This is a genomic window from Mesorhizobium sp. P3_A8 (genome assembly GCF_056402995.1).
Map to the genome: position 1 here is coordinate 1 of NZ_JBFUGI010000005.1, position 25,595 is coordinate 25,595.

The 25,595-nt window shown below is 63.9% G+C and carries 22 protein-coding genes; 11 read left to right on the plus strand and 11 right to left on the minus strand.

Annotated elements, in window-relative coordinates; genetic code table 11:
- Positions 1 to 659: zinc-binding dehydrogenase (locus AC1DX4_RS13130; protein ID WP_477220704.1), on the plus strand; the 659-nt coding region annotated here is incomplete at its 5' end.
- Positions 660 to 731: 72 nt separating this feature from the next.
- Here the strand turns inward: AC1DX4_RS13130 and AC1DX4_RS13135 are convergent.
- Positions 732 to 854 carry a hypothetical protein gene (locus tag AC1DX4_RS13135; protein ID WP_477220705.1) on the minus strand — a complete coding sequence of 41 codons (123 nt, stop codon included), beginning with the start codon at positions 852 to 854 and terminating at the stop codon, positions 732 to 734.
- Positions 855 to 1,007: 153 nt separating this feature from the next.
- On the opposite strand from AC1DX4_RS13135, the gene AC1DX4_RS13140 reads away from it, so the two are divergent.
- Entirely contained in the window at positions 1,008 to 1,742 is a 735-nt protein-coding gene (locus tag AC1DX4_RS13140; RefSeq protein WP_477220706.1) for an FCD domain-containing protein, read from the plus strand.
- A gap of 105 nt (positions 1,743 to 1,847) precedes the next feature.
- Here the strand turns inward: AC1DX4_RS13140 and AC1DX4_RS13145 are convergent, their stop codons facing one another.
- Together AC1DX4_RS13145 and AC1DX4_RS13150 are read right to left on the minus strand one after the other, a co-directional pair.
- Complete coding sequence (locus AC1DX4_RS13145; protein ID WP_477220707.1) at positions 1,848 to 2,435, minus strand: YceI family protein; 588 nt, start codon at positions 2,433 to 2,435, stop codon at positions 1,848 to 1,850.
- Between the two features lie 44 nt (positions 2,436 to 2,479).
- The gene (locus AC1DX4_RS13150; RefSeq protein WP_477220708.1) at positions 2,480 to 3,343 is read right to left on the minus strand and encodes a hypothetical protein; all 864 of its coding nucleotides are present in this window, start codon (positions 3,341 to 3,343) and stop codon (positions 2,480 to 2,482) included.
- Between the two features lie 278 nt (positions 3,344 to 3,621).
- On the opposite strand from AC1DX4_RS13150, the gene AC1DX4_RS13155 reads away from it, so the two are divergent.
- Positions 3,622 to 4,548 (plus strand): ABC transporter substrate-binding protein, encoded by a 927-nt coding sequence (locus tag AC1DX4_RS13155; RefSeq protein ID WP_477220709.1) that lies wholly within the window; start codon positions 3,622 to 3,624, stop codon positions 4,546 to 4,548.
- Positions 4,549 to 4,612: 64 nt separating this feature from the next.
- Here AC1DX4_RS13155 and AC1DX4_RS13160 read toward each other — a convergent pair whose 3' ends face one another.
- On the minus strand, positions 4,613 to 5,995 hold the full coding sequence (locus tag AC1DX4_RS13160) for an aminomethyl transferase family protein (RefSeq protein ID WP_477220710.1): 1,383 nt from the start codon (positions 5,993 to 5,995) through the stop codon (positions 4,613 to 4,615).
- Positions 5,996 to 6,611: 616 nt separating this feature from the next.
- Entirely contained in the window at positions 6,612 to 7,730 is a 1,119-nt protein-coding gene (locus tag AC1DX4_RS13165) for an NAD(P)/FAD-dependent oxidoreductase (protein WP_477220711.1), read from the minus strand.
- A gap of 116 nt (positions 7,731 to 7,846) precedes the next feature.
- Here AC1DX4_RS13165 and AC1DX4_RS13170 point away from each other — a divergent pair, with 116 nt between their 5' ends.
- The 5 genes from AC1DX4_RS13170 to AC1DX4_RS13190 all read left to right on the plus strand — a co-directional run bounded on the left by AC1DX4_RS13170 (position 7,847) and on the right by AC1DX4_RS13190 (position 14,570).
- Positions 7,847 to 8,752 (plus strand): LysR family transcriptional regulator, encoded by a 906-nt coding sequence (locus tag AC1DX4_RS13170; RefSeq protein WP_477220712.1) that lies wholly within the window; start codon positions 7,847 to 7,849, stop codon positions 8,750 to 8,752.
- Positions 8,753 to 8,841: 89 nt separating this feature from the next.
- The gene (locus AC1DX4_RS13175) at positions 8,842 to 10,920 is read left to right on the plus strand and encodes a hydantoinase/oxoprolinase family protein (RefSeq protein ID WP_477220713.1); all 2,079 of its coding nucleotides are present in this window, start codon (positions 8,842 to 8,844) and stop codon (positions 10,918 to 10,920) included.
- Positions 10,921 to 10,924: 4 nt separating this feature from the next.
- Complete coding sequence (locus AC1DX4_RS13180; protein ID WP_477220714.1) at positions 10,925 to 12,910, plus strand: hydantoinase B/oxoprolinase family protein; 1,986 nt, start codon at positions 10,925 to 10,927, stop codon at positions 12,908 to 12,910.
- Complete coding sequence (locus tag AC1DX4_RS13185) at positions 12,907 to 13,209, plus strand: (2Fe-2S)-binding protein (protein ID WP_477220715.1); 303 nt, start codon at positions 12,907 to 12,909, stop codon at positions 13,207 to 13,209. Before AC1DX4_RS13180 ends, AC1DX4_RS13185 begins: the two co-directional genes overlap by 4 nt.
- Complete coding sequence (locus AC1DX4_RS13190) at positions 13,206 to 14,570, plus strand: FAD/NAD(P)-dependent oxidoreductase (protein ID WP_477220716.1); 1,365 nt, start codon at positions 13,206 to 13,208, stop codon at positions 14,568 to 14,570. Before AC1DX4_RS13185 ends, AC1DX4_RS13190 begins: the two co-directional genes overlap by 4 nt.
- A 44-nt stretch (positions 14,571 to 14,614) precedes the next feature.
- On the opposite strand, the gene AC1DX4_RS13195 is transcribed toward AC1DX4_RS13190, so the two are convergent.
- Complete coding sequence (locus AC1DX4_RS13195; protein WP_477220717.1) at positions 14,615 to 15,940, minus strand: NAD(P)/FAD-dependent oxidoreductase; 1,326 nt, start codon at positions 15,938 to 15,940, stop codon at positions 14,615 to 14,617.
- A gap of 221 nt (positions 15,941 to 16,161) precedes the next feature.
- Here AC1DX4_RS13195 and AC1DX4_RS13200 point away from each other — a divergent pair, with 221 nt between their 5' ends.
- Positions 16,162 to 16,638, plus strand: a complete 477-nt coding sequence (locus AC1DX4_RS13200; RefSeq protein WP_127327820.1) for an Lrp/AsnC family transcriptional regulator — start codon at positions 16,162 to 16,164, stop codon at positions 16,636 to 16,638.
- Positions 16,639 to 16,675: 37 nt separating this feature from the next.
- Here the strand turns inward: AC1DX4_RS13200 and AC1DX4_RS13205 are convergent, their stop codons facing one another.
- Complete coding sequence (locus AC1DX4_RS13205; RefSeq protein ID WP_477220718.1) at positions 16,676 to 17,617, minus strand: LysR substrate-binding domain-containing protein; 942 nt, start codon at positions 17,615 to 17,617, stop codon at positions 16,676 to 16,678.
- Positions 17,618 to 17,689: 72 nt separating this feature from the next.
- Between AC1DX4_RS13205 and AC1DX4_RS13210 the strand changes: the two genes are divergently transcribed.
- Entirely contained in the window at positions 17,690 to 19,765 is a 2,076-nt protein-coding gene (locus AC1DX4_RS13210; protein ID WP_477220719.1) for an oxidoreductase, read from the plus strand.
- Between the two features lie 58 nt (positions 19,766 to 19,823).
- Positions 19,824 to 20,300 (plus strand): Lrp/AsnC family transcriptional regulator, encoded by a 477-nt coding sequence (locus AC1DX4_RS13215; RefSeq protein WP_477220720.1) that lies wholly within the window; start codon positions 19,824 to 19,826, stop codon positions 20,298 to 20,300.
- A 127-nt stretch (positions 20,301 to 20,427) separates the two neighbouring features.
- Here the strand turns inward: AC1DX4_RS13215 and AC1DX4_RS13220 are convergent, their stop codons facing one another.
- From AC1DX4_RS13220 to AC1DX4_RS13235, 4 genes are all read right to left on the minus strand, one after another.
- Positions 20,428 to 22,083: an ABC transporter ATP-binding protein gene (locus tag AC1DX4_RS13220; protein WP_477220721.1), complete on the minus strand. Its 1,656-nt coding sequence runs from the start codon at positions 22,081 to 22,083 to the stop codon at positions 20,428 to 20,430.
- Entirely contained in the window at positions 22,080 to 22,925 is an 846-nt protein-coding gene (locus tag AC1DX4_RS13225) for an ABC transporter permease (protein WP_477221084.1), read from the minus strand. The genes AC1DX4_RS13220 and AC1DX4_RS13225 overlap by 4 nt, the downstream gene beginning before the upstream one ends.
- Before the next feature lie 2 nt (positions 22,926 to 22,927).
- On the minus strand, positions 22,928 to 23,878 hold the full coding sequence (locus AC1DX4_RS13230) for an ABC transporter permease (RefSeq protein ID WP_127327816.1): 951 nt from the start codon (positions 23,876 to 23,878) through the stop codon (positions 22,928 to 22,930).
- A gap of 85 nt (positions 23,879 to 23,963) precedes the next feature.
- Positions 23,964 to 25,574, minus strand: a complete 1,611-nt coding sequence (locus AC1DX4_RS13235) for an ABC transporter substrate-binding protein (protein WP_477220722.1) — start codon at positions 25,572 to 25,574, stop codon at positions 23,964 to 23,966.
- Positions 25,575 to 25,595 lie beyond the last annotated feature (21 nt).

Here is a 25,595-nt window from a genome sequence, read left to right on the forward strand (position 1 = left end):
CACCCTTCGACCCCTTCGACAAGATCTGCTACATCGGCTGCGGCGTCACCACCGGCATCGGTGCGGTCATCAACACCGCCAAGGTCGAGCAAGGCGCCACGGCTGTCGTCTTCGGCCTCGGTGGCATCGGCTTGAATGTCATCCAGGGCCTGAAGCTGGCCGGCGCCGACATGATCATCGGCGTCGATCTCAACAACGACAAGAAGGAATGGGGCGAGCGGTTCGGCATGACGCATTTCGTCAATCCGAAGGAGATCGGCGACATCGTCCCGCACCTCGTCAACATGACCAAGCGCGGCGCCGACCAGATCGGCGGCGCCGACTACACATTCGACTGCACCGGTAGCACCAAGGTGATGCGCCAGGCGCTGGAAGCCTCACATCGCGGCTGGGGCAAGTCGGTCGTCATCGGCGTCGCTGGCGCTGGCCAGGAGATCTCGACGCGGCCATTCCAGCTGGTCACCGGACGCACCTGGATGGGCACCGCCTTCGGCGGCGCGCGTGGCCGCACCGACGTGCCGAAAATCGTCGACTGGTACATGGACGGCAAGATCCAGATCGATCCGATGATCACCCATTTGCTGAAGCTGGAAGACATCAACAAAGGGTTCGCCCTCATGCATGAGGGCAAGTCGATCCGAAGCGTCGTCGTTTACTGAAGTGGTTCAGCGTTTCACGGAAACGCAGAACCCGCTCTATCCCTTTGTTTTGGTGCTTTCCCTGGAATTGCTTTAGGTGGCGGCTCGCCCGTCGCCGCCTTTCGGCCGCGTCGCGGTGAGGCTGGCTTCAATGGAGCCGAGAAGACCGAGCGCGACGTCGAGCCGCTGGCGGCGGCAGACAAGGCGTCGCCCCATTCCTTGCGCACCAGCGCGTAGCTGTCGGCTCCGCGCCGTGTGCGGTGGACGCCAACGCCGCGGGAGCAAGCCCATCCCAGCCTACACCCACAAGTTTGATTATTTCGAAAATCCGCAGTAATCTCCGCGCTAATTCAATGCGGAGTCGTATGCATGAGCACCACTCTCAGGCCTGCCGGTGAGACACGCGCCGGGGATGTGCTGGCGCGCATGCGCAGCGACATCATCAGCTGCACCTTGAAGCCGGGAACCAAGCTGCGCTTCGAAACGCTGCGGGAGCTGTATGAAGTAAGCTTCTCCACTCTGCGCGAGGCTCTCTCGCGGCTGGTGGCCGAAGGCCTGGTGGTGGCGGAGGGGCAGCGTGGTTTCCTCGTCGCGCCGGTCTCGCTCTTCGATCTCAAAGATCTGACGGATGTCCGCGTGCTTGTCGAACGGCAGTGCATCAAGCTGGCGATAGAGCGTGGCGACGATCGCTGGGAAGCGGACATCATGGCTGCGTTCCATCGGATGGATCGCCTGCAAAGCCGGCTTGGTGCGAGCTACTATCTCTCCGATGAATGGGCCACGTTGCACAGTGCGTTCCACCTGTCGCTGGTCGCGGCATGCGGCTCGCCCAATCTGCTCGAGATACGGCAGAAGCTCTTCGAGCGCGCCCACCGCTATCGCAGGATGTCCTCGCAGTTTCGCCCGCAATGGCGCGCAAAGGACGTCGAGCACAAGATGATCATGGATCGGGTCATCGCCCGCGACACGGCCACGGCGCAGGATCTGGTCGACCGGCATATCCGCGAGACGACCGAGAACGTCATTGCCCATGCAAGCCACCTTTTCGCGCAAGGTGGGTCAGGCGATCCTTTCAAGCGTTCGGATCCCGTGGCAGCGGAATAGGCCACGGCAAGTCTCACTCGCCATCCGATAGGATCCGCTTGTTGCCATCGCGCGCAGGCAGAGGTGTCCGGCAGGCTCGTCGCCTGCCGGGAAAGTCACCGCGGATTACGAGTGGGCACGTCCTTCGACCTGAATCACGAGGCTCACCTCGTCGCCGATCATTCCAAGCGCGGCCTTCATGCCGAAATCGCTGCGTTTGATCGACGTGCGCGCGCTGAAGCCGACGACGTGGCTCTTGTCCCACGGGTTCTGACCTTCCTTGTTGAAGGTGACGTCCAGCGTGACGGGTTTCGTGACACCGGCGATCGTGAGATCGCCCGAGATCGTGCCGGATTTGGCGTCGACCGCCTTGAATTCCCGCCCGACAAAGGTGATCTGCGGGAACTCCGTTGCATTGAACCAGTCGGCGCCCTGGATGTCGCTGTCTCGCTGGCTGTTGTTCGTCGAGATGCCGGCAACTTTCACCGCGACATCGAGGCTGCTTTCCGCCGGCTTCGTCGCGTCGAACTGGAACGAGCCCGAGAATTCCTTGGCGATTCCGATCACCTGCGAGAAGCCAAGATGATCGATAAAGAAAGCGATCCCTGAATGGACGGGATCAATATCGAATGTCCCGGCCGCGGCCGTTTCGGCGGACAGCGGCAACCAGGCGATCGTGGCTGCAAGCAAGGTGGTGCGCAGTAGTTTCGACATAGGTATTCCTCCCTGTTGATAGTTTCCGACAGTTCTCCCCCGGGTCACACCGGGAAGCTTGAGCCGTACCGCGCAATCACGGTCGCCACGGATGCTCCCACGGGCAGCAGGCACATCCCGACAAATGCAGCGAGGCGGACGGCTTCATTCATGGCGTGGATCCGGCGCAAAACCGGATCGACGACAACCGGCGCGACAAAGACCAATGACAGCACGGCCAGTGCCAGCATGTCGGTCTTGCGCGTGATCAGCGTGACGGTCTGCGCGACTGCTATCATGCCTCCTGCTCCTCCCAAGAGGGACGCGGAGCGGAATCCGAAATTCGGATTTGAGATATTGGCGGCGACAATGGCCGCCAGGGCGGCTGCAAAAAGCAGGCTGAGCTGGAAGCTCGAAGACGATGCCCCCAATAGCGCGATCGGCGCGAATCCGGCGCATGCGGTGCCGAGCAAGGCGCCTCGTCTTGCGCTGGATTCGCCGTCGGCCCGGTCTGTTCCGCCGGAAAGGCCATACATCGCCAGCAGGCCCCATAGGGCTGCCACTGCCACTTCCGGAAGCGCATCGGGCAGCCGAGCCGTTCCGATATAGGCGGCGGAGGCAATCGGCTGGGCAAGGACAAGCGCGCGACCGAACCCGCTCCGTCCCAGGGTCTCGGCCAGGATACCAAGCGCCGTTCCGATCACGGCCACGAAGAAGACCTTGTTGACCGCGCCCACTGGCGGGAAAGACGGTACCTTGTTGTAGGCGAGCCAGTAAGCGACGAGGAAGGAAACGGGCACCAGGAGATCTGTCCAGACCCGTCCCGCGCGGAGCCAGCGCAGCAACCCGGCAGCGACGAGCGCCAGCAAACCAGCCGTAATCATGCCGAGGATCATCGCTTCCTGTGGCGATCGAGCCAGACCACTCATGTCAGCAATCTCGCAGCGTTTCGAACTGCCGGTCGTCAGCAGTGTTGGCCACTCCCATGGCGGTGTGCATACGTCTCCCCCTCTCGGCGCGATGTTGCATCAGCCGATTCTCCATCCGATATATTGACATACCGACTATTCTTCAGATACCATATGGTATCTAAAATCATCGTATCTGTCAATGTGTGCGGCGCCACGGTCGCAGGGCCGAACCGAATTTCGCCAGACAGATGAGCAGGCCGGCGCCTGCGCCGGAAGTTTCAAGGGAGGATATCGTCATGACTGACCAGAAACCTGTCGGCCTCGCCGATCTTAGGCTTGCGGGCGGCGCGCAGGGGTTCAATTGGCTTCCTGTCTTCGTCGCCGACGAACAGGGCCTTTTTGAAAAGCACGGTATCCGCATCGTCTACAAGCGCATGGGCAGCGTCGACAAGGCGACCGCGGCCGTTCTCGAGGGTGAAGCGGACCTGGCGATCACGCCACCGGAAGGCGCCGTCGCTGACTTCGTCAGGGGAGGGGAACTGCGCATCGTCGCCGCCAACGCCGTGCGCTTGCCAATGTCCATCGTGGCGCGCCCGGGTATCAACTCGCTCGCCGAACTCAGGGGCAAGCGGGTCGGCACCTCCTCGCTGACGGAGGGCACTGCGATCTACACGCAGATCATGCTGGCCGCGGCAGGGCTGCACTATCCCGGGGACTATGAGTTTGCCCTGGCCGGCATTCACACCAAGCGCTGGGAGGCGCTGCAGGCGGGCGAGATCGACTGCGCTCCGCAGCCCGCGCCATGGAATTTCCTTGCGCAGGACAAGGGCTACAACCTGCTTGGAGAAGTCTGCGCCGCAATCCCTGAGATCCTTTTCACCGCTGTTGTCGGAAAGGCTTCCTGGCTTGGCGCGAACCGCGATGTGGTAACCAGCTTCCTCAAGGCGCTGATCGAAGCGCATGCGGTCACCAATGATGCGGCCAACCAAGGTATCACCCTGCCGATCTTCCAGCGTATCACCACGCCCGACAGTGAATCCCTGGCGCGGCGGGGGCTGGAATACATGCGCGGCATGGGCATGTGGCCGCGAGGCCTTGCCGTGCCGGACAAGGCGCTCAAGACGACTATCGACATGATGGTCAGGGCGAACCTTCTCGACACGTCCAAGCACGACGTGGCCGAAGGCGTCTTCGATAGGCGCTATCTGGAGGACGTCGCCTGATCAGCAGTGCCCGGCGAATCTTCGATCCGTGCGCGGCCAGCCGTCAGGCGACGATGCCCAGGCGTCAGTGCTTGCCGGTCTTGATGACCTTGTCGAAATAGGGTGCCGGCGCGACCCTTGCCTTGATCTCGCGGACCTGATGCGTCTCCACCGTATTGCGGCGCGACTCCGGCTCGCCCCACATTAGTGTGACCTCAGTCCCCGCTTGTGCATGCTCGAGGTCCACAAGTCCCAGCGAGATGAAGCGGTTGGCGTTCGCCGTGAAGGCCGGCCAGGTGGAGATGCCCGCAACTTTGCCCTTCCTCATGACGGCATCGACCTGGAATGTCGCGTACATGGGCATCGGCATGCTGAGAAACTTGGCGGGCGTCCCGTTGGCCGGGAAGATGGAGTCCCGCATCACGGCGGTTGCGTCCTCATCGTTCCACTCAAGCGTCACCTTCGTGCGGCGCTGATTGTTCGCCCTCTCGAGCAAGGCGTCGCGGCCGATGAAGTCGCGGTCGAAGTCGATGACGTTCCTGTAGCCGAGTTCGATCGGATCGACGTAGTAATCCGTGATGTCGTCCGACACGAAGCTGCCGCCGAGTGAGGCGACCGACTCCAGGAAGTAGCTGTTCAGCCAATCGCGGTACGGCTTCATCTCCTCACCGTGATAGATGGCCGGCAACGGCATCGGCACCCAGCCGGACTCCTGCGCGGTTGTCGAGTAGGCGAGCGCGCCGATCTTGCGCATCCCGTATTTCTCGCCGGTCGTCTCCAGCGCCTCGCGCACCGCCTGCTGGTCGTCCCAGGCTCCGTAGATCTCGAAGCCGGGTTCGCCGGCCATGCCGTGCCGCAGGGCGCGGACGGGTTTTCCCGCAATCTTGAACTCACCGATGTTGAAGAACTTGATCTCCGGCAGGCTGCCGCCCGTCACGTCGCGCATCAGCGCAAGGGCGTTCGGCCCCTGGATCTGGACGCGGAACACCTCGCGTGTGCCGGAGCGGATCGAGAAATTGTCGTCCTTCTTGGCCTCGACGTCGTAGTCGCTCTTCTGCGCATTGTAGAGCACCCAGTCGCTGGCGAAAGGAGCGCCGACGATGCGGAAGAAGTCCTCGGCCTCCCGGAAGATGATGGCGTCGGCGATGTAGTATCCGTCATGGCCCGCCAGTACGAGCTGTTTGGCGCGCAGGACCGGGAACGGGTCGAACTTGTTGACCGCGATCTCCGAGAGGAAGGGGATGACCTGCGACCCGCGCAGATGCAGTTCGGTCATGTGGTAGGACTGCTCGAGCAGCGCGCAGCTGTCCTTCCACGCACGCACTTCATCGCGCCAGTTCGTGAACTCCGGCGGAATGACTGGAAAGCGGTACGGCCCAAGGTTGGAGCCGCGCAGCAGGTTTACCGGTCCTCCCGCTGCTTCCAGGATGCTCTCGAGGCTCTTCGGTGCCTCATTCGTCATTGCCATGTCGGTTCCTCCACTTGTCTTTCGTGTCACTTGGCTGCCGGGACACCGCCGTAGGCCTCGACAATTTCAATTGAGAACTAGGCCGCCCGCCCTCCCGCGGTCAGAGGCCGTGCGGGAAAGCCAAGATATCCTCCCAAATGAGCGTCGATTAAGGTCTCTGGATCCGGTCCGGCCTGGGCCTGAAAGGACAGAATCCAAAGCTTGGGAACTCATTCAGATGCCAAAAAGTATCCAAAAACTTTTTGGAATGTCAATGGCCTATTCTCCTGGGGGAAGAGCGCTTCTTGATCATCTCCATCCTCCAGTGAGGTTGGGAGCAAGGCAGGTACAGCGGTCGAGCTTGTCCGATCGTAAGGATGTTAATCGACATCATGCGTCGTCAGCGCGATCATCACGCGCAGAGGGTGCCCAGCCTTGCGGCGTTGGCCGGTTGGGCGCCACCGCCACACAGGGAAGGAATGGAATGATGAAGAGCACACGAGGCGCTCCACCCCCGAGCTATTGATTTTCAAGAACTCCGTTGGGCGGGCTGGCTGGAAGGCAGCGAGAGGAAATCTGACGGTATATTCCGGAGCATCCAGCAGGACCTTGTCACACACCCGTCAGCTGAATCTGTTCAGGCGGCGCGGCCGAAGCGATCGATCCTGAAATCGTCGAGCGGTGTTTCGCACCGGTCGGTCGCGATGAGCTCGGCCATGGCATCGCCGACGCCGGGGCCGAGCTGGAAGCCATGTCCGCTGAAGCCGAAGGCGTGGAACAGGCCTGGCGTTGTCGCCGAGCGTCCCATGACCGGCAGCATGTCCCTGATATAGCCCTCGCAGCCAGACCAGGTGCGGATGACCGCGACCTTTGCGATTGCCGGCAGCAGCCGAGTGACCGCGCGCAATTGCAGGGGAAGACGCATGGGATCGGCGACCGCATGGCCTGGATCGAGGTTCACCGATACCCTTTCGGCGGCGCCGCCGAAGACGATGTTGCCGCGCTCGACCTGACGCAGATAGGCGCCATGGTCCTTGTCGCGCGTCCAGATGCCGACCACCGGCAGGATCCGATGCGGCAGCGGCTCGGTCACACCCATCTGCGGACCGCGGGCGTCGAGCGGGACCTCTTCGCCGAACTGTACGGCAATGCGCGCGCCCCAGGCGCCGGCTGTGTTGAGCAAGCAGTCGGCGGCGAAGGCACCTTTTAAACTGGCGACAAGGAAACCGGAGCCCGTATGGGTGATCTTCTCGACCTCGGCTTCCTCGATGATTTGTGCCCCCAGTCTGCGGGCAGCCTCGGCAAAGGCGGGGGCGATCAGCCGTGGATTGCCGCTGCCATCTTGCGGAGAGAACGACGCCGCGATCGCGTCAGGGCCGAGGCCGGGAAACCGGGAACGGATCTCGCGTGGGCCGAGTTCTTCCAGCTCGAGCCCCCACGGCCGCGCGGCTTGGGCATAGGCCCGCATGTCGGCAAGGCTTCCTTCATCGAAGATCAGCCTGACATGGCCGGTGGCGCGGAATTCCACGTCGCGCCCAAGCATTCTTTCGGCCTCGCCCCACAGCCGAAGCGAACGGTGGGCCAACGGAAGCTGGGACAGATGACGTCCCGTGCGCCGGATATTGCCGAAGGAGGCGACGGTTGCCCCGGTGCCGATCCGGTTGCGCTCGATCAGTGTCACGCGCGCGCCGCGCCTGGCGAGGAAATAGGCCGAAGCCGTCCCCATCAGTCCGCCGCCCAGCACGATCACATCCATAGTCGTTCCCTAGCGCAGAGCGGCTGATCCTTGGATGCGCCCATCTTGTCGGCACCGCTGCATTGCGTCAAAGATGGGTTTGGACAACAGCCATAAGCTTAACCTATGGAGTGGCAATGCGGGCCCGTCAGCTCGAAGTGTTCATCGCCGTTATGCGCGCGGGCACCGTGACCGCCGCGGCGCGGATGCTGAACATCTCCCAGCCCGCTTTGAGCCAGATCGTGATCCACACCGAGGACGAACTCGGCTTCACGCTGTTCGAGCGCGTCAAGGGCCGGCTGCGGCCGACGCCGGAAGCGCTCGAGATCTTCGCCGATGCCGAGAGGGTGTCGGCGGGGCTGGAGGGCTTGCGCCGCAAGACCACAGACCTGCGTCTCGGCCGAACCGGGCTTGTGCGGGTCGCGGCTTCGCCGCCTCCGGCCATGGCCATCTTGCCGCGCGCTTTCACCAGCTTCCGGGCGCAGCATCCCGATATTTTGCTGCGCTCCCACATGGCGCCGATCGCCGCGATCGTCGACATGCTGCGCGCCGGCGATGCCAGCCTCGGCGTGGCCATGGACGACCGCCTGCCTCCCGACATCGAGGCGGAAGTGATCGGCAGCGTCGGCTTCTCCTGCCTGTTGCCTGCCGGGCATGCATTGGCCGGGAAAACTGAGTTGAGCCTCGCCGATCTCGCCGGCGAGGCCTTGATATCCTATCGCGCAAACACCCGTCCCGCCGACGAGTTGGCCCACGCTGCCCGCGCGCAGGGCGTGGTCCTTTCGCCGTCGCTCGAGATCGATGTCTCCATCTCGGCGGTTGGCTTCGTCCAGGCCGGCCTGGGTGTCGCGCTGGTCGACGCGCTGCTGCCCTGGCATCAGTTTGCCGGGCTTGCCGTCCGGCCGCTGACGAATGGGCCGGAATTTCCGATCGCGCTGCTCACATCGCGCACACGGGCTCTTTCGCGGGCCGATGAGATGATGCGCGACCAGATCCGCGCGGCCTGTTCCGCCGTGCTGGGCGGTGACAGAGCAAGAGCATAAGCACGACTTATAGCCCTGCTCGTCATCCATCTTGGACCCTGGCCATCCTGTCGTGTCAGCTTTGATTGGCAGACAGGAAGGGACGCATCATGGATGGTGCCATTGCGGCGGACGAGGCGCACAACGAAGCCGACTGGAAGGTCGGCGTCGATATCGGCGGCACATTCATCGATTTCTGCGCGCTGGAAGCCAATTCGGGGCGTGTCGCCTCGCTGAAAGTGCTGACGACGCCGGAAGATCCGGGTGCCGAGCTGATGACGGGCCTGACGCTTTTGGCCGAACGCGAAGGCTTTGATCCCAAACGCATGACGCGCTTCGTGCATGGTACGACCGTCGGCATCAACACCATCATCCAGCGCAAGGGCGCGCCGCTTGCGCTGTTCACCAATGCCGGCTTCGAGGACGTCATCGAACTGGCGCGGCTTCGCATGCCGGACATGTATTCGCTGTTCTGCTCGCGGCCGGACCCGCTGATCTCGCGCGACATGGTTTTCGGCATTCCGGCCCGCATGCGTGCCGATGGCAGCGAATCCCGGGCGCCTGACATGGCGGCGGTGGAAAGCGCGGTGGCAGTGGCGAAAGCCAACGGGGCGCAAGGCATCATCGTCTCCTTCCTGCATGCCTGGCGCAATGCCGCTCAGGAAGCTTCAGTGAAGGCGACGATCGCGCGTCTTGCGCCCGACCTGTTCGTCTTCTCCTCGGCCGAGGTATGGCCGGTCATTCGCGAATACGAGCGCAGCTCGACCGCCATCCTCAACGGCTATGTCCATCCGCGCGTCTCGGGCTATCTGACGGCGCTGGAAGAGCGGCTGAAGGAGCACGGCGTGCCGGCCCGCCCGATGCTGACGAAGTCGAACGGCGGGCTGATGAACGCCGCCGAGGGCAAGCGCGCCTGCGTCAGCATGCTTTTGTCGGGAACGGCCTCCGGCGTCATCGGCGCCTCGTGGCTGGCGCGGCAGGCCGGCGAAGACAAGGTTCTTACCCTAGACATCGGCGGCACCTCGGCCGACTTCGCGCTTATCATTGGCGGTGAGGCGCAGTTCGGCACCGGCGAACTGATCGGCGAATTTCCGCTCTATATCCCTTCCGTGTCGGTAAGCTCGATCGGTGTCGGCGGTGGCTCGATCGCCAGTGTCGATGCGCAGGGTGTGCTGCGGGTCGGACCGGAATCGGCCGGTTCGACACCAGGACCGGCCTGCTACGGCCGTGGCGGCGAGAGGCCGACGGTGACGGACGCCATGGTGGTGTGCGGATGGCTCGGTCACAGCGAGATGGCCTATGGCCAGCTCCGCATCGATACCGGCCTGGCGCGTCGCGCGGTCGGCGAGCTTGCCACCCGGCTCGGCCGCCCGGTCGAGCAGACGGCGCAGGCGATCCTCGATATCGCGGTGTCGGAGATGTTCGTCGAGGTCGAGAAGCTCGCCTCGCGCGCCGGCGTCGACTTGCGCGACTTCACGCTGATGCCCTTCGGCGGCGGCGGGCCGATGCTAGGCGCCTTCCTTGCCCGCGAACTCGGGATAAAGCGTGTCATGGCGCCCCGCCGGCCCGGCGTGGTGTCGGCGCTGGGCGGGCTGGTGGCGGACCTGCGCGGCGACTTCATCCGCACCATCTTCAGCCCGCTGTCGGGCGTGGCGCTTGCTGGAATTCACGTGTCCTTCGAGGCCTTGGCGAGGGAGGGCCGCGACTGGCTTGCGGCGCAGGGGCACGATGCGGCGGCCGAGCTTAATCTCACCTGCGACATGCGCTATGTCGGGCAGAGTTATGAAATCGAGGTCGTCCTTCTGCCGGAATGGCTGGCGGACGGCAATGTGGCCGCCATCGAGCAGGCCTTCCATCTCACCCATGAGCGGCTCTACGATTTCCACGACCCCGAGGGCGAGATCGAACTTGTGAATGTCCGGCTATCGGCCATAGGCGCAGGACCGAAACTCTCCTTCCCGGAGATCGGCGAGGTCGATGCTCCAGCCATTCCGGCGCGCCGGCTTCCGGTCTACACGGGCACGAGCGTCGAGATCGTCGACCTCCACGACCGGCAAGCTCTCGTGCCGGGCAGCACGTTCCACGGGCCTGCCGTGGTCGTTCAGGAAGACACCACCTTCGCCATTCCCGCCGGAGCGCAGGCAAGGGTCGACCGCCATCTCAACCTTTTGCTGACCTTCCCGGAGTGACGCCATGTTTGACCGGACAAACCTGCAGGTTCTGGCGAACCACGCCCGCGCGGCCGCCGAGAACATGGCCCACACGCTGCACCGCACCGCGCATTCCGCCTTCGTCAAAGAGACGCAGGACTTTACCGTGATGCTGATGGACCGTTCAGGCGCGACCTTCGCCGTGCCGATGGAGCTCGGCGCCACGTGGTATCCGGGGCTGTCCTATCACCGCGCGATCGCCATGGTCGACGACTACCGGCCGGGAGACGTTGCCTTCACCAACGATCCCTATTCCGGCTACGTCGCCACGCACGCACCCGACACGCATTTGTGGAAGCCGGTCTTCGTCGACGACGAGATCGTCGCCTGGACCGGCGGGCATATCCACAACACCGACATGGGCGGGGCGGTGCCGGCTTCGCTCAGCCGGGCGCTGACCGAAATCCATCAGGAAGGTATTCGCTTTCCGCCGATGAAGCTGGTGAGGGAAGGCGTCTTCGACGAGACGATCCTGCGGATCATGAGCACGAATGTGCGCAAGCCCGACCTCAACATCGGCGACATCAAGGCGCTGGTCGGGGCGCTCAACACCGGCGAGCGCAAGATCCAGGCAATGGTGAGGAAGTTCGGCAAGGCCGGCTTCATCGAAGGCGTTGCAGCACTTCTCGACCAGGCGGAAGCGCAGGCGCGCGACGTGCTGCGCTCCATGCCCGACGGCACATGGGAATTCTGCGACTATGCCGACGAGGATTCCGTCGAGGCCAATCCGTGCCGGCTGAAGCTGACGCTGACGATCAAGGGCGACGCGGCGGTGCTCGACTTCACCGGCTCCGATCCGCAGCTCGGCTCCTCGCTCAACGTGCCTTCGGGCGGCGACCCGCGACACACCATGCTGCTGGTTGGCGTCTACTACGTGCTCTACACGCTCAACCCGAAGCTCCTGCTCAACACCGGCCTGACCCGGCCGTTCACCTGCATCGCACCCACGGGTTCGGTGCTGAACCCGGTACACCCCGCCGCCGTCGGCATGCGCTCGCTCACCTGTGCCCGGCTGCGGTCGGTCATCTTCGGCGCCTTCTCGCAGGTAGTGCCGGAGCGCCTGCCAGCAGCTCCGGCCGGCAACAACTGTATCGTCAATGTCATGACCACGGACGAGCGGACCTACCGGACCGTCATCACGGCGGTGAACCCGGTGGTCGGCGGCGGAGGGGCGATGCCGCATCGCGACGGAACCAACGGATCGGGCGCAGATGCCGCCTATCTCAAGAACACGCCGATCGAGATCACCGAGACCGAGACCCCGGTCGAATTCGTGAAATACGGGCTCGCCAGGGACAGCGGCGGGGCGGGGCGTTGGCGCGGCGGCCTGGCGACCGAAATGGCCTTCCGTGTCTTTGCCCCCGATTCCAGGATCACGGCGCGCAACCGCGACCGCAGCTTCTTTCGTCCCTGGGGCGTGCTGGGCGGCAAGGCGGCCGGCCTGTCGGACATGGTCGTCAATCCGGCGACCGAGCACGAGCGGCGGCTGGGCAACATCGACACCACTGTGCTGCAGCCCGGCGATGTGCTCGAGATCCGCTCCGCCGGAGGTGGCGGGCGCGGCGATCCGCATCAACGCGAACCCTGGCGGGTCGCGCAGGATGTGCGGCGTGGCTATGTCTCGCTGGCGGCGGCTGAACGCGACTATGGCGTCGTCATCCGCGGCGGCGACGTCGATGAGCAGGCAACGGGGCAACTGCGTGCGCGGCAGGAGTCGGCTGCCGGCCATTTCCATTTCGGTCCGGAGCGCGACGGCTACGAAGCGCAGTGGACCCCGGCCGCCTATGACCGGCTCACTGCCATACTGGGGGATTTGCCGATCCACTGGCGGTTCTTCACCAAGACGGAGATCTTCCGCCGCATGAAAGGGCGCTCGGGACCGGAGGGCGTCCAGGCGGCCTTCGATGCGGTCTGTGAACGCTTCCCCGAACTGCCTCGTCCTGGCACGGTGCGAGAGGCGGCGGAATGATTACCGCCGGCCGCATCGTCCGGCTGGCCGAGTTCGACCGGGCGCAGCTGCATTTCTTTCTCGACGGGCAGATGTGCAGTGCATTGGCGGGCGATACCGTGCTGACCGCCATGCTGGCATCGGGGCACGGCCTATGGAAGTCTGAGTTCGGACCCGAGTGGCGCGCCGGGTTCTGCCTGATGGGAGCCTGCCAGGATTGCTGGATATGGCAGGACGAGGGACCGCGCATCCGGGCGTGCTCGACCCAGATCACCGAAGGCATGCGGTTGCGCACAACGGAGCCGGAGGGCTGGCCGTGAGCGAGAGCTTGCCGCGGATCGTGATCGTCGGTGCCGGTCCCGCCGGCATAAGGGCCGCGGCCATGCTGGTCGAGGCCGGGCTCCACGCAGTGGTGATCGACGAAGGCCAGCGCGCGGGCGGGCAGATCTATCGCCGCCCGCCTGCCGGGTTCACCCGCACCGCCAAGCAACTCTACGGATCGGAGGCGGCGAAAGCGGGCGCATTGCATGCCCTCTTCGACCGGCTGGTCGAAGAGGGGCGCCTTACCCATTGCGCGGGCAGCTCGGTCATCGCCGTGCAGGAGGGGCGGCTGCACGTGTTGGGGGAGGGCGGCGTGCAGCTAGTCAGCTATGATCGCCTGATCCTTGCGACCGGCGCATCCGACCGTGTCGCTCCGGTCTCGGGCTGGCAGAGTGCCGGCGTCTACAGCCTTGGCGCGGCGCAGATCGCGCTCAAGGCGCAGGGCGTGGCGCTGGGGCAGCGGATCGTGCTGATCGGATCGGGGCCTTTGCTGACGCTGGTCGGCGCCCAGCTCGTCAAGGCTGGAGCTGATGTGGCGGCGGTGTTGGATACCTCCACCTGGCAACAGCAGATGCGGGGGCTCTGGGACCTTGCCGCCCGGCCGTTGGGCGCGCTGCGCGGTCTGGCCCTGCGGGCGAGGCTCGTCGGCCGGTACCATGCGGGCGTGACGCTTGAAGCGATCGAGGCCGACGGGAAGAGGATGTCAACGATGCGCTGGCGCGACGCCGGCGGAAGGCAGCACCTCACGCCGTGCGACACAATAGGCATGGGCTGGCACCTGCGGGCGGAGACCCATCTGGCCGACCTGGCGGGATGCGCCTTCATTTATGACGAGCAGTGGCAGCAATGGCTGCCGAAGACCGACAAGATGGGGCGCGCCGGCAACGGAGTCTATCTTGCGGGCGATGGGGTTCGTCTTCTGGGAGCGGACGGCGCGGAGATCGGGGGGCGTCTTGCCGCGGTGGCGTGCCTTGCCGATCTCGGATTGCCGACGCCCTCCGTCAGTGCCGATCTGCGCAAGCTCGCGCGGCTCGAACGCTTTGCCCGCGGTCTGGCTAGCGCCTTTCCCTGGCCGGCGGCGATGGCGCGGGCGCTCCCCGACGATGCGGTCGTCTGCCGCTGCGAGAACGTGACTGCCGGAGACGTACGTCAGAGTGTTGATTTCGGCGGCGGCGAGGCCAACAGGGTGAAATCGCTGTCGCGCGTCGGCATGGGGCGATGCCAGGGGCGCTATTGTCAGCTGGCCGCCGTCGAACTTATAGCCGCGCAGACCGGCTGCACGCCTGGCGCTGTCGGCCGGTTCCGCGGGCAAGCGCCTGTCCGCCCGGCGCCTATCAGCGCTTTTCTCCAGCAAGATTGATGGCGTTCCGGAGACCATGTCTAGATGTCGGAATGTATCGCGCCTCAGAAGTCGGCAACCTTCCCCCAGGACGAAGTGTCGAAGCGCCTGGGATCATAGGATTGCGGATCGACGATCGGTTGCGAGCCAGTCATCAGATCGGCGACGAGGTGCCCGGCGCCGGGCCCGATGCCGAAGCCGTGTCCCGAGAACCCGGCAGCCAGGAAGAAACCCGGAACGGTATTGATCTCGCCGATGGCAGGCACGCCATCCGGCGTGCTGTCGATGTAGCCGGCCCAGGCCGCGCTGATCCTGGTCTGGCGCAGTGCCGGCAGCAATTCGAGCGCCCGCGCGTGGGTCAGGCTGATGGTCGCCTGGTTCGGAACCGGATCGAGGATGCGCATCCGCTCCATCGGTGTCGGCTGGTCGAGCCGCCAGTGCCGGAGCGTTTCGTGGCCCGAGCGCACGCCCTGCAGCCCGCCGGGCGCAAGGCTGCGCCACCGCTTCAGGAACATGGGCAGGAACTGCGAGGAGAAGCGCAACTGCTGCGGTGTCACGTCCACGCGCCCGCGTCCGCTTATAGCGAGCGTGTAGCCGCCGTCGCCGCGCCGCGTGACCGAGACCCCTGCCGTATGCAGCGCGTCCGGCAGACCCTCGGCGCCGGGCGAAACGGACAGGATTGAGGAGCGGATCGACGCTTGCGGAAAACGGAAACCGAACTGCCGGCAAAAGGAGGAGGCCCAGGCGCCGCCGGCCAGCACCGCCACCTTGGTCCGGATCGTTCCGCTTTCTGTGACTACACCGCTCAGGCGTCCGCCTTCGGTCTCGATACCGCGCGCGGCGCAATTCTGGTGCACGGAGCCGCCAAGCTTGAGGATGGCGCGGGCGACCGCGGGTGCTGCCCGCGACGGATCGGCGGTGCCGTCGGTCGGCGAGAAGACGCCGCCCTTCCATGTCCGGCCCGTGGCGCGGCCCCGCTCGCTGGCCTCGGCGCCGTCGAGCATATGCGTGGTGACGCCGGCCGTCCTGGCGAAGTCACGCCAACGCACCCAGCCAGCCAGTTCCGCCTCGTCATTGCTGAGATAGAGCAGGCCGCAGCGGCGAAAGCCGGTGTCTTCGCCAGTCTCTGCCGCAAAGCTGCCCCACAGGTCGATGCTCTTCGTTGCCATCGGCAACTCGCGCGCGTCGCGGTTCTGCTGGCGGCACCACCCCCAGTTCCTGGAGGACTGCTCGGCGCCGATGCGGCCCTTTTCGACAAGCGCGACCTTCAGGCCGCGCCTGGCCAGATAGTAGGCCGCGAAGATGCCGACGATACCGCCGCCGATCACCACCGCGTCCGCAGTCTGCGGCAGTTCGCCGGATGTCTCGATTTTCTGTAGGGGTGCGCGCATGGTCTCTCTGCCTTGAAGCGCCAATTTAACGCGTTGCGCAGGCAGCCGCTGCCGCAGTTGCGGCCGAAGCAGAATTTTATTCCGGCAGCCTGGTCAAAATCGGGAGCCGCTGCGTTTCAAAGCGCTGTCCGCTTGGATGGACAGGCCAACGGGCTGTGGTAGTGTCAATGTCTATGAGCAAGGCAGCATTTTGTGCTGCGGCGTGTTCTGCGGAGACGACCGTGAAACTGGATCGGATCGATATCAAGATTCTGTACGAGTTGCAGAAGAACGGCCGCATCACCAACGTGGAACTGGCTGATCTGGTGCACCTGTCGCCAAGCCCGTGCCTGATGCGGGTCAAGAGACTGCAATCGGAGGGCTACATCGAGGGCTATTCCGCGCAGATCAATATCGGCAAGCTCGGCCAGACGCTGACCGTGTTCACAGAAATCACCTTGAAGAACCATCGCCAGGTGGACTTCGCCCGCTTTCTCGCCGTCGTGGAGAAAATCGACCAGGTCATCGAATGCCACCTCGTGTCGGGTGGCTACGACTATCTGATGAAGTTCGTGACCGCCGGCATCGCCGAGTACCAGACGATCATGGAACGGCTGACCGACATGGATATCGGCATCGACAAGTATTTCAGCTTCGTCGTGCTGAAGTCGCCCATCGTCAAGGCGCACATGCCGCTGCCCAGCCTGTTTCCGAGGTAGTCGGCAATTGCCGCGCTGCGCGCTGCGCCTGTAGCCGCTACCAGGTGTCCGGCCGCAAGATCGGGTGCAGTGCTTCCAATTCGGCTTGCATCTCGGCGATCATCCAGGCGCGGATATCGGAGACGACAGGCCGTACCGGCCTCGAGCGCGGAGCAATCAGCTGATGGATCCGGCCTGTCTTGATCTGCCTGTCCGAGGCCGGGACAAGGGTTCCCTGAAGCAATGCCCTTGAAACGTTGCTGAGCCAGCCGAGCGCCACGCCTTCCCCGTTCATCGCGGCTTGAAGCACGACGGCGTAGTCCGAGAATTCGAGCCACTTTGCCCTGCTGGTCTTGCGGTCCGCCACACTGCCCCAGGCGTCCAGCCATTGCTCCTTGGCGTCGGTCAGGTGAAGCAGGGCATGACCTTCCCCGGTTCCGGCATGGATCAACCGACCGTGGGCCGACAAATAGGATGGGCTGCAAACCGGAACGATGATCTCAGGCGAGAATGCCCAGTGGTGATAGTGGGTGTCGTCATCGGCCAGGATTCTCGTGGCAAGGTCGACATTCTCGGCGGGTCCTCGCAGGACGCCTGCGATCAGTTCGAATCTCAGGTCGACGTCGGGAAACCTGGTGTTGAATGCCCCTAACCTCGGAACGAACCAATAGGTTGCCAGAGAGCTCGAAAGGGAAAGGGTCACCACCGGCTTTGCAGCGCTGTTCTGCTTGATTCTCCGGATCATCTCCGCGATGCCGTCAAATCCCTCCCGCACGGCCGAATAGAGGGCGCGTCCGTCCGGGGTTGGGGTCAACCCCGTTGGGTCTCGTGTGAAAAGAGGAACGCCAAAATCGGCCTCGAGCTGGGCAATGCTGCGGCTGATCGATGGTTGCGTGACGTTGAACTCGCGCGCCGCGGCTGTGAAGCTACCCGACCGGACAGCCGCTTCGAAGACAAGCAGTCCGCGCGCGGAGGGAACGAGTTTAGCAAAACCAGCCATACGCCCAGCGTATAGACACCCCAACAATTTACAAGCTTTCTATGGTCCCGGAAATGGCGAACTATAACCCTCATGAATGGGGCGGAGCGGGACGTGAAGATAGCGGGATCTCAAGCGGGCAGCACATCCAGCGATCCTCTGCTGCAGCCGTTTCGGCTCAAGGGTCTGACGCTGCGCAACCGTGTCGTCAGCACCAGTCATGCTTCGATGTTGGACGATGGCGGCCTGCCGCTCGAGCGCTACCAGCGCTACCATGAGGAGAAAGCGCGCGGCGGCCTGGCGATGACCATGGTGGGCGGCTCGGCGATGACGTCGCCCGACTCGAGTTGGGGCGGCGGTCAGCTGGACCTTTCGACCGATCGCATCGTGCCTCATCTCCAGTCGCTGTCGCAGCGGGTGCATCGCCACGGCGCTGCCGTCATGTGCCAGGTCTCGCACCTTGGCCGGCGCGCCACTGCCTATGCCGGGAACTGGCTGCCGCCGGTGGCGCCGTCACGCATTCGCGAGACGCGAAACCGGAATTTTCCCAAGGAGATGGACGCCGCGGACATCGACAGGATCATCAAGGACTATGCCAGTGCCGCCAGGCGCTGCGTGGACGGCGGTCTTGATGGCGTCGAAACCGTCACAGGCGGGCATCTGATTGGTCAATTTCTCTCGCTCCGAACCAACAGACGCACGGATGGCTTCGGCGGCTCGCTGGAAAACCGCGCGCGCTTCGGCCTGATGGTTCACGAGGCGATCCGCCGCGCGGTGGGCGGCGATTTCGCTGTCGGCATCCGGTTCGTGATCGACGAGGCCGTCGAGGACGGGTCGGATTTCGAGGAATGCCTTGCCTTCGCCAGGCTGTTCGAGCGGGAAGGTCATATCGACTTCTTCAATTGCATCTTTGGCCGCATGGATACCGACCTGTCGCTGGCTGAGCAGAACATGCCCGGCATGTTCAGCCAGAGCGCGCCGTTCTTGCCGCTGGTCGGACAGTTCAAACAGGAAACCAGGCTGCCCGTGATCCACGCCGCGGGCATTCGGGACATAGCGACGGCGCGGCATGCGATCCGCGAGAACCTTGTCGACCTGATCGGCATGACCCGGGCGCATATTGCCGACCCGCACATCATCAACAAGGTGATGCGCGGCGAAGAAGAACGCATTCGTCCGTGTGTCGGAGCATCCTACTGCCTGTACAAGAAGGTGCAGTGCATTCACAACCCGGCCAGCGGCCATGAAACGATCATCAGCCATACCATCGTGCGGGCTGAGACGCCGAAACGTGTGGTCGTGGTCGGCGGTGGTCCGGGCGGGATGGAAGCGGCAAGGGTCGCCGCCGAGCGCGGCCACAGAGTGAGCTTGCTCGAAGCCGGGGCGCGACTTGGTGGACAGGTGCTCGTCGCGGCATCGGCGTCCGACCGCAAGGATCTCATCGGCATAGTCGACTGGCGCGTCGACGAACTCGCTCGCCTGGGCGTGGAAGTCCGTATCAACACCTATGCGGACGCAGAGATCGTCCTCGCCGAGCAACCGGACGCGGTCATCGTCGCCACCGGCGGCGTTCCCGATATGGAAAGGCTGGAGGGCGCCGAACATTGCGACAGCGTCTGGGACGTCCTGACCGGGGTCGTGCCGGCGAAGGACGACGTGCTGATCTACGACGAGACCGGACGCCAGGCCGCAATTTCCTGCGCCCTGCATCTTGCCCGTCCCGGGCGCGTGGTCAGCCTGGCTATAGCGGACGACACGCTGGCGATCGAGACGCCCTATCCGGACCGGGTGAGTTTCCGCAAACGCGCTGCGGAACGCGGCATCCGCGTCGTCAGCGATGTGCGCTTGGTCAAGGCAGCGCGCCAGGGCAACGGCATCGCCGCCACGTTCCGGCATGAGCTCACCGGTGCGGAAACGGAAATGATGGCGGCCCAACTCATTGTCGAGCGCGGCACGGTCCCCATGGAGGATACCTACCAGGAATTGCGGGCGCGCTCAGCCAACAACGGCGTCACCGACATAGCACTGATGACGGGAACGGAAACGAAGCGGGACAATGGTCCCCAAGCTGCCGGATCGTTCGTCTTGCACCGCATTGGAGACGCAGTTGCCAGCCGGGACATCTACTCGTCGATCTATGAGGCCTACCGGCTCTGCTCGCAATTGTAGACAGGGTGAAAGCCGACTGCGGCAGGCTGATTTGCCCTGACAGGAAGCACGCTAGCCCATGAAACTCGATCGGATCGACATCAAGATTCTGTACGAGCTGCAGAAGAACGGCCGCATCACAAATGTGGAGCTGGCGGAACGGGTCAATCTCTCCCCCAGCCCATGCCTGATGCGGGTCAAGAAGCTGCATGCCGAAGGCTATATCGTGCGTTATTCGGCGCAGATCGACATCGCAAAGCTGGGGCGGACGCTCACCGTCTTCACCGAAATTACGCTCAAGAACCATCGTCAGATCGACTTCGCGCGTTTCCTTGCCGCCGTCGACAAGGTTGATGCGGCCGTCGAATGCCACCGAGTTTCCGCCCGTTACGACTATTTGATGAAATTCGTCGCCGCCGGCATCGGCGAGTACCAGGAGATCATGGAGCGGCTGAGCGACATGGATATCGGCATCGACAAGTATTTCAGCTTCGTGGTGCTGAAATCTCCCATCCTCAAGGCGCACATGCCGCTGCCCAGCCTGTTTCCGATGTAGTCAGAGCAATTCCAGGAAAAGTGTGAAGCGGATTTCCCCGGGAAAAGCGCGTAGCGCTTTCCCTAGGGAATTGCTTTAAAAACAAATAGATAGGCGGTTAGCTGTTTCCATGAAACGGCTAACCGCCCTATCGATGGCCATACTGGCTGACGAGCTCAGGATCGCGGACGAGGCCATCGAGCCATGTCGGATCGAGCTTCGGCACGGAGGAGAACAGAAGCTTGGAATAGGGGTGGGTGGGCGCCTGCAGTCTGTCGGGCGTGATCTGCTCCACCCGCTGCCCATTATACATGACCATGATTTCGTCGCAGATCGCTTCGACGACGGAGAGGTCGTGGCTGATGAAAATGTAGGAAAGGCCCAACTCGCGCTGTAGCTCCTTGAGCAGTTCGATCACCGCGGCCGCCACCACCGTGTCGAGTGCCGAGGTGATTTCGTCGCAGATGATGAGCTTGGGTCCGGCCGCCAGGGCGCGCGCGAAGTTCACGCGCTGCTTCTGGCCGCCAGAAAGCTCCGACGGGCGACGGTAGCGCAGTGTCCTCGGCAGGCGAACCATGTCGAGCAGTTCGTCGACGCGCTTCGAGCGCGCCTGTCTGTCGAGCCCGTGATAGAAGGCTAGCGGCCGGGAGATGATGTCCTCCACCGGCTTGGCCGGATTGAGCGCGGTATCGGCATATTGGAACACGATCTGCATCTCGCGCAGCTGGTCCTGGCTGCGTTTCCCTGCGGCGCGCTGCAATTCCTTGCCGTCGAATATGATGTCGCCGGCCGCCGCCGGATGGATGCCGGCGATGACGCGCGCCAGCGTCGATTTTCCGCAGCCGGATTCGCCGATGACGCCGAGATTGCGCCCCTTCTCGACGACCAGGCTGACGGAATTGACAGCGCGGACAAGCGGCAGTCCGTCACCCCGCACCGCGCCATAGCCGGCGGTCACATTGTCGATACGCAGCAGCTCTTTCGTCCCGGCATCCGCGTCCGCATGTGCTTGCCGCGGTTTCGGCTCGAAGGCGGCCAGCAGTTCGCGCGTATAGGGGTGCTGGGCAGCCGAAAGAATCTGAGCCGTGGTGCCGGTCTCCTGCACTTCGCCGCCCTTCAGCACCACGATGCGATCGGCGATCTGGGCGACGACCGCGAGATCATGGGAAACGTAAACACCCGCTATCCCGCCAGCCCGCATGACCGATTTGAATGCCTTCAGCACGTCGATCTGCGTCGTCACGTCGAGTGCCGTCGTCGGTTCGTCGAAGATCATCAGCTTGGGATCGCCGATGAGCGCCATGGCCGCCGACAGCCGCTGCAATTGCCCGCCCGAAACCTGGTGCGGATAACGCGCGCCGATCCCTTCCGGATCCGGCAGCGACAAGGCCCGGAACAGCTCGACCGCTCGCTTTCGCGCTTGCTCGGGCGGCATCAGCCCGTGGATGCGCGTCACCTCGATCACCTGCTCCATGATGGTGGACGAGGGGTTGAAGGAGGCGGCGGCACTTTGCGGAACATAGGCAATGTCGGTGCCGCGCAACCTTGCGCGTTGCTTTTCGGAAAGTGCCGCCATGTTCTTGCCGTTGACATTGATCTCGCCGCCGGTGATCCGGCAGCCAGGACGCGCATAGCCCATCAGCGAGAGCGCGATCGTCGTCTTGCCGGAACCGCTTTCGCCGATCAGGGCGACGATCTCGCCATCGGCGATGTCGAGGCTGACGCCCTTGATGATCTCGACGACGCGACCGGCGTCGGTCGTCGCCTCGATCCTCAGGTTCCTGACCTCGACGAGATTGCTCATGCGTCCCTGTCCCTGATCTTCTGCGGCAGGTTGTCGATCAGCAGGTTGACGCTGATGGTGAGGCTGGCGATCGCCAGCGACGGAATGATGACGGCGGGCGCCGCGAAGGGCAGGCCGCCAATGTTCTCGCGCACCAGCGCGCCCCAGTCGGCGAGGGGCGGCTGCAGGCCGAGCCCGAGGAAGGACAGGCCGGAGAGCAAGAGCACGATGAAGACGAAGCGCAGGCCGAAGTCGGCCAGCACCGGGCGCATGATATTGGGCAGTATTTCGGATCCGATGAGATAGGCGGTGCTTTCGCCGCGGACCCGAGCGACGGTCATGAAGTCCATGCTGTTGATGTTGACGGCGAGCGCCCGCGCGAAACGGTAGGCGCCGGGGATATAGATGACGGCGAGCGTCAGGATCAGCGCCGGGATCGACGAGCCGACCGCGGCGACGACCACAAGGCCGAACAGCTTGCTGGGGATGGAGTTCATCGCATCGAGGAAGCGGCTGAGGCAGCTGTCGAGCCAGCCGCCGGTGACGGCCGCGATCATCCCCAGCACGACGCCCGAGACGCAGGCGATGACGACGGCGGCGAGCGATATGCCGACGGTGTAGCGCGCGCCCATCAGCACCCGCGAGAGCATGTCGCGCCCCAGATAGTCCGAGCCGAGCCATAGGCCTTGACGCATCGGGCCGAAATAATCGTCGTCGACGATGTCGCCGATCGAATGGGGAATGATATAGGGCGCGAAGATGGCGATCAGCGTCCACGCCAGGATGACCAGCGCGGCCACGACGCCCACGAGATTGTAGCTGTGACCCAGGAAGGACCGTCGGGAAGTTGCCACGCGCGCCATCGTCACCTGAGCCTCGGGTTGGACATGATGGCGATGATGTCGGCGATCGTGATGAGCAAGAGATAGCCGAGGCAGAAGATCATTGCGCAGCTCTGGATCAGCGGCAGGTCGCGGGTCGCGACCGCATCGACCATCAGCTTGGCGATGCCGGGATAGTTGAAGATCGTCTCCACGATGATCACGCCGCCGACCAGGTAGGACAGCGACAGCGCAACCGCGTTGACGATCGGCCCGAGCGCATTGGGAAGCGCGTGCTTGAGCACCATGCGGCCGCGTGAGGCGCCTTTGAGAAGCGCCATCTCGACATAGGGCGTGGAAAGCGTTTCGATCACCGCGGCGCGTGTCATGCGGATCATCTGGGCGGAGATGACGAAGGTGAGTGTGATCACCGGCATCGCATAGATGCGCACGAGGTCGGTCAGCGTATGCGCCTCATTGACCGAGGACAGCGCCGGCAGCCATTTGAGATAGACAGCGAAAAGCAGGACCGCCAGCGTCGCGACCATGAACTCCGGCACCGAGATGACGCCGATCGCAAGAATGGTGACGGTGCGGTCGTAGAAGGAGCCGCGCAGCATCGCGGCGGTGATGCCCAGCGTCAGCGCCAGCGGCACCGAAAGCAGCGTGGTGATGCCGGCGAGCTCCATGGTGTTGACGAAGCGCCCGCCGATCAGCGCCGCGACCGGCATCTCATTGGCATAGGAGGTGCCGAGGTCGCCGTGGAGCAGGCCGAGAAGCCAGCGCAGGAAGCGCAGGATTGCCGGATCGTTGAGATGCATGGCCTCGCGCAAGCCGGCAACGGCTTCAGGCGTAGCCGCCTGGCCGAGCAGGATCGACGCGGTGTCGCCGGGCAGCATGCTGGTGGCGAAAAACACGGCGAACAGGACGATCAGAAGTGTAACGACCGCGATCGCCAGCCGCTTCAACACGAGGTTTAAAACCCCAGACGTCATGGAAGCGCTCCTGCGGTTGCGTTCGGCCAAGCCATGTTGCGCAATTGTACCGGGGACCGGCTATCCGGCCCCCGGCAGGCGCCTCTCAGGCTTCGAGCCAGAGATATTCCGCCATTGCGTAGCCCATCATGCCACCGAGCGGGTTCGCCTCCAAACCCTTCACCTTGCTGGAGAGGGCATCCACGTTGGAAATGTAGGCCGGGATGATGGTGCCGGCCTCCTCGGAGATCATGGTCTGCATCTGGCCATAGATTTCCTTGCGCTTGGCCTGGTCGAGCGAGCCGCGCGCCTCGATCATCAGCTTGTCGAACTTCTCCGACTTGTACTGGCTTTCGTTCCAGGGCGCGTTGGAGGCGTAGAGCAGCGAGAACAGGATGTCCGGCGTCGGGCGTGGATTGATGTTGCCGAAATGGATCGGCGCCTTGAGCCAGTAATTGTCCCAATAGCCGTCGGACGGGACGCGCTGGACGTCGAGCTTCATGCCGATGTCGGCTCCGGCGGCCTGGATGATCACCGCCATGTCGATCGACGAGGTCGCGGCATCGGAGGCGATCACCGGGATGGACTGGCCGAGCAAGCCCGACTTCTGGAAGTGGAACTTGGCCTTGTCGGGGTCGAAGGCCTTCGGCTTGAGGTCGGCATTGTGGAAGATGTTCGCCGGCGAGACGGGCTGGTCGTTGCCGACTTCGCCAAGGCCGCGCAATGCCGATTTGACGATCTGCTCGCGGTTGACGAGGTATTTCATGCCGGCCACGAAGTCGGCCTTGTTGCCCGGATCCATGTCGAGCCGGATGTTGAGGTCGGTGTAGTTGCCCGAGGTCGTCTTCGACAATTCGAAGCCCTGCTGGCCGCCGATGAGCTTCATCGCGCGCGGATTGATCGAGGCGGCGAAGTTGATGTCACCGGAAAGCAGGGCGTTGACGCGGGCGCTGTCGTCGCTGATGGCGATGAATTCGAACGAGTCGAGATAGGGCTGGCCCGATTTCCAGTAGTTCTTGTTCTTGGTGACGACCGACCGCACGCCCGGTTCGAACGTCTGCAGCACGAAGGCACCGGTGCCGTTGCCCTTGGAGAAGTCGGTGGTGCCATCGGCGACGATCATGAAGTGATGCAGCGCCAGGATGGTCGGGAGGTCGGCATTCGGATCGGCGAGCGTGATTTCGACCGTGGACTTGTCGACGGCCTTGAAGCCGGTCATCTGGGCCGCGATCTTGGCGACTTTGGAACCGACCGCCGGATCGAGATGGCGCTTCATCGAGAAGACGACGTCGTCGGCGGTGAGGGCCTTGCCGTCGTGGAAGGTGACGCCCTTGCGCAGCTTTACGGTCCAGGTCTTGGCGTCCTTGCTGTCGAAGCTTTCGGCCAGCTCCATCTGCGTGACGCCATCCTTGTCGAGGAAAGTCAGGCGGTTGTAGAGCGAGCAGCAGCGGACATAGTCGGTCGACAGCGACGCCTTTGCCGGATCGAGCGTGTCGGCGGTCGAGGACGACCAGCCGGCGGCCTTGAAGCTCCCGCCGGAAACCGGCGTGGCGGCGACGGCATTGGTGGCGCGGCCAAGCACCATGCTGCCCGCGGCAATCGCGGCGCCGCCGGCCAACAGCATCTTGAGGAGTTCACGGCGGCTCGCGCCCCGCCGAATGGCATTTTCGACCATGGCATCGTCTGCGCTGGTCCAGTTCGTGATCTTGTCGGTCATATCATTCCCCTTTCGTTTGTT